Annotated in this window: 10 protein-coding genes; 3 read left to right on the top strand and 7 right to left on the bottom strand. The window is 38.1% G+C overall.

Going from position 1 to position 11,867, the window contains the following annotated elements:
* The first annotated feature begins 187 nt into the window (after positions 1-187).
* Complete coding sequence (locus tag FVQ77_10560) at positions 188-1,222, top strand: type IX secretion system membrane protein PorP/SprF (GenBank protein MBW8050754.1); 1,035 nt, start codon at positions 188-190, stop codon at positions 1,220-1,222.
* A gap of 76 nt (positions 1,223-1,298) precedes the next feature.
* On the opposite strand, the gene FVQ77_10555 is transcribed toward FVQ77_10560, so the two are convergent.
* From FVQ77_10555 to FVQ77_10530, 6 genes are all read right to left on the bottom strand, one after another.
* Positions 1,299-3,398, bottom strand: a complete 2,100-nt coding sequence (locus tag FVQ77_10555) for a 30S ribosomal protein S1 (GenBank protein ID MBW8050753.1) — start codon at positions 3,396-3,398, stop codon at positions 1,299-1,301.
* A 425-nt stretch (positions 3,399-3,823) separates the two neighbouring features.
* Complete coding sequence (locus tag FVQ77_10550; protein ID MBW8050752.1) at positions 3,824-4,315, bottom strand: HNH endonuclease; 492 nt, start codon at positions 4,313-4,315, stop codon at positions 3,824-3,826.
* 105 nt (positions 4,316-4,420) lie between these two features.
* The gene (locus FVQ77_10545; protein ID MBW8050751.1) at positions 4,421-5,365 is read right to left on the bottom strand and encodes an NlpC/P60 family protein; all 945 of its coding nucleotides are present in this window, start codon (positions 5,363-5,365) and stop codon (positions 4,421-4,423) included.
* A 34-nt stretch (positions 5,366-5,399) separates the two neighbouring features.
* On the bottom strand, positions 5,400-5,588 hold the full coding sequence (locus FVQ77_10540) for a hypothetical protein (GenBank protein MBW8050750.1): 189 nt from the start codon (positions 5,586-5,588) through the stop codon (positions 5,400-5,402).
* 5 nt (positions 5,589-5,593) lie between these two features.
* Positions 5,594-6,085 carry an SsrA-binding protein SmpB gene (gene smpB, locus FVQ77_10535; GenBank protein MBW8050749.1) on the bottom strand — a complete coding sequence of 164 codons (492 nt, stop codon included), beginning with the start codon at positions 6,083-6,085 and terminating at the stop codon, positions 5,594-5,596.
* Positions 6,064-6,924 carry a prolyl oligopeptidase family serine peptidase gene (locus FVQ77_10530; protein ID MBW8050748.1) on the bottom strand — a complete coding sequence of 287 codons (861 nt, stop codon included), beginning with the start codon at positions 6,922-6,924 and terminating at the stop codon, positions 6,064-6,066. Before FVQ77_10530 ends, smpB begins: the two co-directional genes overlap by 22 nt.
* Before the next feature lie 72 nt (positions 6,925-6,996).
* Between FVQ77_10530 and FVQ77_10525 the strand changes: the two genes are divergently transcribed.
* Together FVQ77_10525 and FVQ77_10520 are read left to right on the top strand one after the other, a co-directional pair.
* Positions 6,997-8,052 (top strand): polyprenyl synthetase family protein, encoded by a 1,056-nt coding sequence (locus FVQ77_10525; GenBank protein ID MBW8050747.1) that lies wholly within the window; start codon positions 6,997-6,999, stop codon positions 8,050-8,052.
* A gap of 66 nt (positions 8,053-8,118) precedes the next feature.
* Entirely contained in the window at positions 8,119-8,961 is an 843-nt protein-coding gene (locus FVQ77_10520) for a hypothetical protein (GenBank protein ID MBW8050746.1), read from the top strand.
* A 182-nt stretch (positions 8,962-9,143) separates the two neighbouring features.
* Here FVQ77_10520 and mutS read toward each other — a convergent pair whose 3' ends face one another.
* Positions 9,144-11,852 (bottom strand): DNA mismatch repair protein MutS, encoded by a 2,709-nt coding sequence (gene mutS, locus FVQ77_10515; protein MBW8050745.1) that lies wholly within the window; start codon positions 11,850-11,852, stop codon positions 9,144-9,146.
* Positions 11,853-11,867 lie beyond the last annotated feature (15 nt).

Raw genomic sequence — 11,867 nt, 5'->3', positions numbered from 1 at the left:
ACTACATATTTTTTAAAACACACCCCTTGCCCCTCTTAATAGAGGGGAATGTATGGTGTAGTTTTTAGAGATGCCCTTAAGACAAAGTCGCCAGACGACTAAACAAAATAGGTTCAAATGTAAACATGCTTATGTGTTCTTGAGAGTTTACTTAAACACCTGAACATGTAAACACACTATTTAGGATATGAAAAAATTAATCACTATATTGAGTATAATTGCCTACTGCCTACTGCTCCCGATGTTTATCGGGACCTACTGTTTAGGTCAGGACATTCATTTTTCCCAGTTCTATGCTTCCCCTCTTTCGCTGAACCCTGCCTTAACCGGTTCAATAGAAGGCCAGTTCAGGGGCGGGCTGAATTTCAGGGATCAATGGATAGGAAAAGATTTTAATCCTTTTGTAACAAGCTCTGTTTTTTTTGACGCGCCCTTGTTAAGAAATATGTTGGGTAAAGATTGGGCTGGCGGAGGAATTGTGCTTATCAATGATGTTGCCGGAGGATATTTAATTACAACCAAGGTGCTGATCTCCGGTAGTTATCATAAATCGTTGGGAATAAGTGGAAATAGTTACTTGTCAATTGGAATAGGCGGAGGGTTTGTACAAAAAAGCGTTGATTATGGGAAGTACACGTATGACAATCAATGGACGCCCGCTGGTTTTAATGATGGTATGCTCTCCGGTGAAACATTTAATAACTCAATTGGCTATGGAGATTTTCATTCAGGAATAAACTATACAAACAGACCTACTCAAACGCTAAAATTTTATGCAGGCGTATCAGCCTTTCATTTATCAAGCCCGCAAGAAACTTTTCTGGACTTGGCAAATGACAGTATCAGAACCAACCAGCTGGGATTGCGCCCTGTTATTCACGGAGGAGCTGAGATCGATATTAATGAAACCATTAACCTCATGCCCGGTTTTCTGATCATGCTGCAGAAGTCCGCAAAAGACATACTGGTAGGGACTTCAGCAGGCTATGTTTTATCTGAAAGTAAGGGAATTAAGAATGAAGTGCTGCTGGGAGCCTGGTTCAGGTCCTCAGGTTCAGTGATCGCTACTACAGGGATAAAGATCAATGGTTTTACCGTAGGATTAAGCTATGACTGGCAATTTGGTAAATTAACCCAGGTTGATGGTATTGGCGCGCTTGAATTATCGCTTATCTATGAAGCAAAACCACCCACAAAAAGAATGGCTGTGCCGGGGTTATAATAAGAAATAGGCAGTTGGCAATTGGCAATTGGCAGTAGGCAGTTGACAGTAGGCAATATTGCCTACTGTCAACTGCCTACTGCTTACTTTTTTTAGCAGCTTCCTTTGCCTTTTTTGTAGTTTTTGAACTTGTTTTATCAGCTTCTGCTTTAGCCTCTTTAGTCTTTGCTTTTGTTTTGGTTGTTGTTTTTGTAACAGTTGATTTCTTTTTCTCTACCGTAGTTTGGGTAGTGTCACCCAGTTTTTCCTGCAGGCCTGACAAAGCTTCAATCTCTCCTAATTTGGAGGTTGCTGACATGGGTTTTTTGGATTTGGCTTTTTTAGGCTTCTTGCCGGTTTTCTTCTTTTTAGTTTCTTTCTTTAACTGCTCATCTTCTTTCTCAGTAAGTACTTTAGTGTGTGAGAGTAATATTCTTTTTTCTTTTTTAGAAAATTCTATTACCTTAAAATCCAGTGTTTCGCTAACACTGGCAAAACTACCGTCTTCTTTAATGATATGTTTTTTTAATGCAGTTCCCCGAATTCCATAGGGTAATTCTAATGTTGCACTTTTGTCATCCTTAGAAATGATAGTACAACGGTGAACCGAACCAACATCAAACACTGTCTCAAATGTATCCCAGGGATTTTCTTCAAGTTGTTTATGCCCCAAAGCAAGCTTTCTGTTTTCTACATCTACCTCTAAAACCACTATCTCCAATTTTTCTCCAACTTTAACAAATTCAGAAGGATGCTTGATCTTTTTGGTCCATGATAGATCAGAAACGTGTAACATTCCATCAATTCCATCTTCAAGTTCTACGAATAAGCCAAAGTTTGTTAAATTTCTGATTACTCCTTTATGTTTGGTTTCAATTGCGTACTTTGTTAAAAAGTCCTGTTTCTTCCATGGATCTTCGGTAAGCTGTTTAAGGCCGAGCGATATTTTTTTATCTTCTTTATCTATTGACAAAACCATAGCTTCCAATTCATCCCCCACCTTCATATCATCTTTCGGATTTTTTGTATACAGTGACCATGAGATCTCAGATACATGAATTAACCCTTCCACCCCCGGAACGATTTCAAGGAAAATACCGTAATCAGCAATATTAACTATCTTACCTTTGACCTTGGATCCCACTTCCATATCTTTTGATATAGACTCCCAGGGATCATCTTCAAGCTGCTTCATTCCAAGGGATATCCTCGTTTTATCCTGGTCAAAATCTAAAACAACAACATTTATTTTCTGGTCTAATTTTACTACTTCTTCCGGATGATTAATTCTTGCCCATGAAATATCAGTAACGTGTAACAAACCATCCACACCGCCAAGGTCAATAAACGCACCAAAATTGGTTATATTCTTGACAGTACCTTCCAGTACCTGGCCTTTTTCCAGGTTATTGAGTATTACAGTCCTCTGCTCCTGGATATCTTTTTCTACCAATACTTTGTGAGAAACCACCACATTATCATTAGCATAATTGATCTTAATGATCTTCACCTGTATTTTTTTATTTACATAAATATCGTAATCCCTGACTGGCTTAATATCAATCTGAGAGCCTGGTAAAAACGCTTCAATAGCAAAAATATCAATAATGAGCCCGCCTTTTGTTCTCCTTTTTACAAACCCGTCAATTACCTTATCATTTTTCAGGCAATCCCTGATCTTGTCCCACCCCATAACAATCTTGGCTTTATTCCTGGAGAGCAACAACTGGCCATTTTGATCTTCCTGATTCTCAATAAATATGTCAACCTCATCACCCGATTTAATATCAGGTATATCACGAAACTCTGAGATGGATACCAGGCCGTCTGACTTAAACCCAATGGAAAGGATCACATTACGGTCTGTTACACTTACAATAGTACCTTTTACTACTTCTTTTTCGCTGATCTCATTCAGCGTACCGGCATACATTTTTTCCAGCTTCTCTCTTTCTTTTTCTGAATAGCTGCCGGAAGAATCCTTTGATACTGTTGATTCTAACTCTTCCCAATTAAACGCTGTATCCTTTTTAAGTTTTTCTATTTCAGAGGATATTGTTTCTACTGGTTTTTTTTTGTTTAATTTTTCCCCGGAGCTTTTCTTGTTTTCTTTTACCGGCTCCGTAGATCGTTTGTTTTCAACAGGATCAATTTTGTCTTCTTTAACAGGTTGTTTTTTTTTATCATTTTTACTCATAAAAAACAGATTTAGAAACCTTTGAAAAACATACCTGATTATTCTTTGAGTTTTTCAAAGGTTACATTTAGATTTAAAAAATAGAACCGCAAAGGTAATGAATTAAATTAAACCTAAAAATCTAAATTAAAAAAAAACAACTTAAATTGTAATCATTATTAACGTCATGCATCAAATTATCAGTTACTGGATGCTGGTTACTGGGCGCTGGTTGACCCTATTGTTATTAATTTTTGCAATATATTATCTTAATGCAGCCCTTTATTCACAATAGGACGTACTTTTCCTCTTTTTGTCTATTCTTTTATTACAAGGAAAAAGGAAAAAGTATAAATTCACTTTTTACTTTTTACTTTTTACTTTTTCCTTGACAGTTTTCGGGTGGTCACCCGTTAGAGGCGACATCTTCCACTTCACATTTTCCATCATAAATATGGTTTCCAGCTCACATCAATTTTCCCCGAAAAATCCTTTAAGAACATAATATATGATGGTTTATATGGTTTCTGCAGCAGTTTCATGCCGCTTTCATTGGGGGTAAAATCTCCCTTTCTTGCATTACACTTTTTGCAGGCCGTGACAAGATTTTCCCAGCTTGAATTTCCACCTTTAGAGATCGGTATCACGTGGTCAAGGGTAAGATTTGACCTGGAACTGCAATACTGGCATTTATGTCCGTCACGCCTGTATATATTCTGCCTGCTGAGCATCACACCTCTATAGGGTAAGTTTACGTACCTGTAAAGGCGAATGATCGAGGGCACCGGGTAAGATCTTGTGACGGTTCGAAGGAATTGATTATCAAAGTTTTTAATTAGTTCTGATTTTTTTAAATAATTCAATAAAAAAGCCCGTTGGACACTACAAATTGTAAGCGCTCTGAAATCCTGATTGAGTATAAGTACCTTGCCGTTCATTAGAATATCGTGTTCATGTATTCATGTGTTCTCGTGTTCAAGTGTTCTTGTGAACAGCGAATTGGTGAACACATGAATACATGAACACGAGAACACTTTTCATTATTAAATAATACGTTTTATCTTTTTTAAGTTTGAATATCCGCCAGTTGCTTCATTGAAAATTCCTTTTGCTTCAATTTTACTGATCTTAACCTGGCCTGATGCATGAATGATCTTATTATCTTCCATAATAATGCCAACATGAGAAATTTTTCCTTCATTATCTTCAAAAAATGCCAGGTCACCGGCTCTACAATCTTCGAAAGAAGAAACAAGCTGTCCCTGTTCTGCCTGTTGAAATGCATCTCTATATAATTTATAGCCGCAAATTTTAAAAATTTGTTGCACAAAACCAGAACAATCTGTACCATATACTGTTTTACCACCCCATAGATAGGGAACTCCATAAAATTCCATTGCAGTAAAAATTAAAAATTTTATATCCTTTCTTTTCCCCGGAAGGAGTACCATTCCTTCAAATTCATAGGGTTCATCCCCGGTTTTTCCGCTTCCGTATGCATTTATTGGGCCTGATAAAAAGTCAGAAGAATTTTCCCGGATTTTTTTTTGTATCCTGCCTTGTTTCTTTATTTTTTTACCCGGTATTTCCCGGGGAGAAAAAAATGGGAGCGTACTGCCTGCTAATACCTGAAATATTTCTCTTTTATCCTTTCCCCACTCAAGCCAATTTTTTTGTAGAGACGCCATTTGTAGAGACGCCATTAATGGCGTCTCTACAAATGGCGTCTCTACAAAAAAATCGTAACTAACAGGATGTTCTGTAGTAAGGTATTGGTCATAAAAATCTTCATATATCTCAAAATGAAGGCTGGCATCAATCCATCCAACATAATTGTCGTATGAGATTTTGATGCAGTACCATTTTTTGTCATTGGTTGCCTCTATAATTTCATATACATCCCCAAATAATAGTTGAGTTACCAATTCACTCCTTTCGTCAGGTTTATTTCTAACCTGAACTAAACAAAATTTACAGATACCGTACATTAAAAACACAGATTACACAGATTAAAAACACAGATTACACAGATTTGCAGTGTAAAATTGACTCACATTGCCGACTGCCAACTGTCCAACTACCAACTGCATTTCCATATTCCCTTATTCCCTTATTCCCAGCAAATTCATCGGATGACCCAAACGCACAACCTGGAGAGTCATCCGATGATAACCACCCCTTGTCATAGTCATTGTCATTGTCTATTGTCATATTGTCTACTGTCTACTATCTCCCCGCTCCATCTCCCTTTTCATATCCTTTACTTGAATATCCTGGCGTTTATCATAAAGCTTTTTACCTTTTGCCAAGGCAATTTCTAATTTTGCAAATCCCCTGTCAGTGATAAATAATCGCACCGGAATAACGGTTAAACCTTTATCTTCCGATTTTGTTAATAATTTTTTTAACTCTTTCTTAGATAACAACAGTTTTCTGTTCCTGGTTGGTTCATGGTTATTATATGAACCTTCAAGATATTGGGCAATATGCATCTTTATTACCCACAATTCTTTGTCCATGAAAATACAATAAGCATCTCTTATATTCACCTCGCTCTGCCTGATTGCTTTGATCTCTGTACCCGTTAATACTATTCCTGCCGTATAGGTATCAATAATATGATACTCAAAAGAAGCCCTCTTGTTTCTAATGTTTATTTTAGTATTAAAGTTTTTTTTTTGCATAGTTATGTTCTTATTTTCTGACATTTAAAGAACTCACTAATTCTTTCAACCGCCATTTTACTATGTTCAGGCAACTTTTTCTCATTATACGGATGACATCCTCCAAAAGTATGTCCTGCATCTTCAATAATAAAAAGTTCTGCCGGGTGGTTTATTTTTTTTAACTGGTAAGCAGCATTTACAGTTACAGATTCATCATTACTTCCATGAATTATCAACATGGGTTGTTTTAAATTATTTGCAGCAGCAGGTACGTCTAACCTTTTATTGTTTTTCTGAACATCCTCTGCCAATTGATAATACAAAGGCATGTTTTGGCCGGTTCTGCTGTTATAAACGTAATATACGCCATCTTTTTTCCATTGTTTAACGGTACTTTCGGGCCAACTTCCCAATGTAGAGACTGATGCCAGCGTTGCAATAGCTTTCACTCTTGGGTCTTCGTTGGCTTTTAGGATAACAAGCCCTCCACCCCTGCTGTGCCCTGTAAGAAAGATTTTATTTATACCCATTTCAATTTTAGGAATAGCACAATCATCTTCAAATAAATGATCTATTAATACGCCTACATCGTCAAGCTCAATGCTAAAATTGTTGGTTCCAAAAGCTTCCGGGTCAACAAACTCTATTGGGTTTTCTATGGAAGTTCCGTTGTGCGACAGATTGAGTTTTATATAAACAAACCCATTTTCAGCGAAATAATCTGCCATCAGGTTAAAGTGCCCCCAGTCTTTAAAACCTTTAAAACCATGGACAAAGATAATTACGGGCTTTTTTTCCTGGGATTCGATGTATCTTGCATCTGCCCCGAACCTTTTACCGTGTTTGGAGTTAAGGATGATATTGTCAATTAGTTTTATCATATAGAATTTACAAATTTACTTTTAAATACTGTAAAATAATAGTAATATTGTGTTTGTGTTTTAAAAATTCTAATGACTAATTCAAAAATAAAAAATAAAAAACTCCGTCCTGACAACCTGCCTGCCCCCGAGTACTCGGGGGCGCAGGCAGGAGGAAGGATCTCGATCAAAAATATCCAGGCCCCCATTGCTTCGGAGCTGAAAATGTTTGAAAAGCATTTTCGTGATTCTATGAAGAGTAAGGTGCTTTTACTGGATAAAATAATGAACTATATCGTTAGGCGCAAGGGCAAGCAACTGCGCCCGATGTTTGTCTTTCTGATGGCTAAAGCCTGTGGAGAAATAAATGATACTACTTATCGGGGCGCAGCTTTGATAGAATTATTACATACGGCAACATTAGTTCATGATGATGTAGTGGATGACGCCTATTACAGGAGAGGGTTTTTTTCACTCAATGCGCTGTGGAAAAATAAAATAGCAGTATTAGTTGGAGATTATTTGCTGTCAAGAGGTTTGTTACTTTCGGTAGAAAATAAAGATTTTGAATTGTTGAGAATTGTTTCTAATGCTGTCAGAGTGATGAGTGAAGGTGAATTGCTTCAAATGGAAAAGGCACGAAACCTGGATATATCACAACAGGTATATTTTGAAATTATCAGGCAAAAAACAGCTTCTTTGTTTGCTTCATGCTGCGAAGTGGGTGCATGTTCTGTGGATGCTAAAAAAGAGCTTATTGAAAAAGCCCGGCTATTCGGTGAAAAGGTCGGAATCGCATTTCAAATTAAAGACGACCTTTTTGATTATGGTACCCGACAAATAGGCAAGCCTCTGGGAATTGACATTAAGGAAAGAAAGCTGACATTGCCGCTTATTTATGCTTTAAGTAATGCCAAATGGCTGCAAAAAAGAAAGATCATTAATATCGTTAAAAATCACAATGAAGTACCCCGCAAAGTTGAAGAGGTGATAAACTTTGTACGTAATTCAGGAGGTATAGAATATGCTGCAAAAGTGATGAAAAGTTATCATTCAGAAGCGATGGAAATTTTAAATTCTTTTAATGATTCTGTTTACAAACAATCCCTTGAGCAGTTGGTTACTTTTACGATTGAAAGAGATATATAGCGCATAGCGCAGAGCGCATGGCGCAGAGCGCATAGTTAGCAGCAACCGTAAACAGACACCGACACTATGGAATTTATCACGAGCAGAGGTTACAAAGTTGACATTCCGACAGACAAAAAGGGAATGGAAAAAGCCGACTGGTTTAATATGTGGAAGATAAAAAGATTTCCCTATTATGAATTAGTTGATGGAGACACTTTATATTGGTTGGAGACAAAATCACAGCGACTTGTTTGGAAAACGGAAGTTGTTTCCGTTGACCGTTATCCTTACACTGACAAGAAACAAGTTTTTGCCCGTTACAAAAATTCAAGAGGAAGTGGCTACTACGACAACAGAGCGGACAAAGGTTATTTTGTTGGTTACAAAGTGAAAGTAATTGAACGCATTGATATTCCAAAGCCCAAAGGATATAGGTTTCCACAACTTGGCTGGCTTCGGATAGACAGTAATGTTGCTCAAAAGTGGTTTGACAGAAATGTAATTGAGGACAACAATATTCTTGACGACTTCATTTCATCTGACAAAAGTTCAATTAACAAACAACTTGCTGAACTTAATCAGAAAATGCAAAATGTTTCGCCAGACAGAATTGAAAAACTTGTTTCAACGACAATTCGTAAGGACACAAAAATTATCAATTCTTTAAAAAAGATTGTGGACTACAAATGCCAATTCACATCTTGCGGACACCAGATAAAAAAGAAAAACGGAGGATTTTATATTGAGGTTGCACACATCAAATCTGTTGCAAAACTTGGACAAAGTATTTTAGGAAATTTAATTGTGCTTTGTCCAAATCATCATAAAGAGTTTGACTACGGACAACTTTCTATTCACGAGCAGACAGCGACAAAAATTTCTGGACAACTTAACGGCAGACAGTTTGAAATTGAATTAACAACTTAACGACAGACAAAAAGAACGGTATGCTGCTAACAAGTGCTTTAATGCAGGCGGGGGGACATAGCGTATTTGAAACTTTGTATCTTCGTATTAGCTTTGTAGCGGGGGACAAAGACGTACTCGTATTTCCCCGCCTGCATAAAGCACTGAAACGTTTTCAGCGCTATGCCCCCTTGCTCTATGCGCTATGCGCCATGCTCATTCTTATCTTCTATTATCAGCTTTATCTCATTTAATTTTAATAACGCTTCAATCGGAGCAATAGCATTGACATCAAGCTTCCCAAAAAGTTCTTTTATCTTGTCATAGCGGGGATCTTTGGCATCAAACAAACGTAGCTGATAGTTCTCTTTGGGAACACCTTGCAGCTTTTCTCCGGTCTTCTTCCGGAGGTTAGGGTTCGTAACTTCGTCCCGACTTTGTCGGGACGGGCCTTCAGTATCTTCGCTGATCTTATCTTTTTCAAGGTGATGCATGATCTCATTGGCCCGTAAGACTATACCTGTTGGTATTCCTGCCATTTGAGCTACATGTATTCCAAAGCTATGTTCGCTGCCTCCTTCTACCAATTTCCTTAAAAAGATCACTTTATTGCCGGCTTCTTTTACGGAAATACTATAATTCTTTATCCTTGAAAAATCATCTGTCAGTTGATTTAGCTCATGATAGTGTGTAGCAAAAAGTGTTTTTGCCCTGTATTTGGAATGATTGTGAAGAAATTCTACAATAGACCAGGCAATAGAAATACCGTCATAAGTGCTGGTGCCTCTGCCTATTTCATCCATTAAGATAAGGCTTCTGTCACTGAGGTTATTAAGAATACTTGCGGTCTCAATCATCTCGATCATAAAGGTTGATTCCCCCACCGAAAGATTATCAGAAGCGCCTACACGGGTAAACACTTTATCAACGATGCTGATTTTGGCAGAATCGGCAGGGACAAACGACCCCATCTGGGCCATCAAGACGATCAAAGCTGTTTGACGCAGCAATGCGGATTTGCCTGCCATGTTTGGCCCGGTAATAATTAAAATTTGCTGCGTATCATTGTCGAGATACAGATCATTGGGTACATAGCTTTCACCAAGGGGGAGCTGCTGCTCTATTACGGGATGCCTGCCGTTTTTAATATCAATCCCGAGTACTCGGGAGAGATTTAGGGGGGCTTCTATTATTTGAGGTTTGATATAATTGTTTTTGACCGCAATTTTTGCAAAGGATAGGAGGCAATCAATAATTGCAAGCGTCCTGGCAACTTGCTGTATTTGCGTTACATAATCCTGTGCACTTACCACCAGTTCATCAAAAAGACGCTGCTCAATCTCTATGAACTTTTCTTCGGCATTTAATATTTTCTCCTCATATTCCTTCAATTCTTCGGTAATGTATCTTTCAGCGTTTACCAGCGTCTGTTTTCTGATCCAATCCGTAGGGACTTTGGATTTATGTGTGTTGCTTACTTCCAGGTAATAGCCAAACACTTTAGTATAAGCTATTTTCAGTGATGGTATTGCTGTACGTTTACGCTCTCTTTCCTGTATTTGGACCAGGGTTTCTTTTCCGGAATAAGTTAACTTCCTTAGCTCATCCAACTCTTTATTAACCCCATCCTTGAATATATTTCCCTGGTTGGTGAGAAGGGGGGCTTCCTCTTTTAATTCATTCCCGATCTTTTTACGCAAAAAGTCACAGGAATTAAGCCGGCCGGCAAGTTTTTTCAGATGTGGGATTTTACTTTTTGTTAAAATATTTTTTACGGGCAGGATGTGGTCCAAGGCTTTTTTCAGATGCACCATTTCACGGGGATTAACCCTGTTAACGGCCACTTTAGAGATCAACCGTTCAATATCTCCGATCTGCTTCAGATCAAGGTATACTTCTTCTTGTAATCGCTTATTTTTAACAAAGGATTCCACGGTTTTCAGGCGCTCCTCTATTGCAGCTTTTTCCTTTAAAGGCAGCACGATCCACTTTTTCATTAACCTGGCGCCCATAGGGGTTACGGTCTGGTCTAAAATATCTATAAGCGGTACGCCTCCTTCGACCATGGAATAAAGAAGCTCCAGATTTCTTATAGAAAACTTGTCGAGCCAGACATAACGTTCTTCTTCAATCCTGGCAATGCTTGCAATATGCTTTATATTATGATGTTCGGTTTCAGAAAGGTAATGCAAAATGGCTCCTGCAGATATGATCCCCGCTTCAAGTTTCTCAATACCAAATCCCTTCAGCGATTTGGTGCCAAAATGATCTATAAGCTTTTCATATCCATAGTCATGTTGAAAGACCCATTCATCCAACTGCCAGGTATGGTATTTATCAGCATATTTCTGCTGGAAAATTTTCCTTTGAGATTTGTTATAAAGAACTTCTGCGGGCTTTAAGCTTTGCAGGAGCTTATCAATATAGGTATCGTCACCCTGTGATGTTAAAAATTCACCTGTTGAAATATCTAAAAATGAAATGCCGGAATATTTTTCTCCGAAATAAATTGCTGCCAGGTAATTGTTTTGCTTGACGTCAAGTACATTATCATTGAGTGAAACGCCCGGGGTAACCAGCTCAGTAACCCCGCGTTTTACGATGCCTTTTGCCATCTTTGGGTCTTCCAATTGATCGCAGATAGCAACGCGCTGTCCTGCCCTTACAAGTTTAGGCAGGTAGTTATCCAAAGCATGATGAGGAAATCCTGCCAGTTCTATTTTGGATGCAGCCCCGTTTGATCTTTTTGTAAGAACGATATCAAGTATCTTGCTCGCTTTGACGGCATCTTCACCAAAAGTCTCATAAAAATCCCCCATCCTGAAAAGCAGCAAGGCGCCAGGGTACTTTGCCTTGATGGCATTGTATTGCTTCATTAAGGGGGTTTGTTTGGTGGTAGTTGTATCTTGCATTCTTATTAACCTTAG

The organism is Cytophagales bacterium, from assembly GCA_019456305.1.
In the GTDB taxonomy this organism is placed as follows: Bacteria; Bacteroidota; Bacteroidia; order Cytophagales; family VRUD01; genus VRUD01.
The sequence above is the reverse complement of the archived record's forward strand: the minus strand, read 5'-3'. Positions and strand labels throughout refer to the sequence as shown.

Bases quoted from the DNA above. Each gene is read 5' to 3' on its own strand.
- FVQ77_10560 (MBW8050754.1), top strand. From the start codon at position 188: ATGAAAAAATTAATCACTATATTGAGTATAATTGCCTACTGCCTACTG.
- FVQ77_10555 (MBW8050753.1), bottom strand. From the start codon at position 3,398: ATGAGTAAAAATGATAAAAAAAAACAACCTGTTAAAGAAGACAAAATT.
- FVQ77_10550 (MBW8050752.1), bottom strand. From the start codon at position 4,315: ATGAACGGCAAGGTACTTATACTCAATCAGGATTTCAGAGCGCTTACA.
- FVQ77_10545 (MBW8050751.1), bottom strand. From the start codon at position 5,365: ATGTACGGTATCTGTAAATTTTGTTTAGTTCAGGTTAGAAATAAACCT.
- FVQ77_10540 (MBW8050750.1), bottom strand. From the start codon at position 5,588: ATGACAATAGACAATGACAATGACTATGACAAGGGGTGGTTATCATCG.
- smpB (MBW8050749.1), bottom strand. From the start codon at position 6,085: ATGTCAGAAAATAAGAACATAACTATGCAAAAAAAAAACTTTAATACT.
- FVQ77_10530 (MBW8050748.1), bottom strand. From the start codon at position 6,924: ATGATAAAACTAATTGACAATATCATCCTTAACTCCAAACACGGTAAA.
- FVQ77_10525 (MBW8050747.1), top strand. From the start codon at position 6,997: ATGACTAATTCAAAAATAAAAAATAAAAAACTCCGTCCTGACAACCTG.
- FVQ77_10520 (MBW8050746.1), top strand. From the start codon at position 8,119: ATGGAATTTATCACGAGCAGAGGTTACAAAGTTGACATTCCGACAGAC.
- mutS (MBW8050745.1), bottom strand. From the start codon at position 11,852: ATGCAAGATACAACTACCACCAAACAAACCCCCTTAATGAAGCAATAC.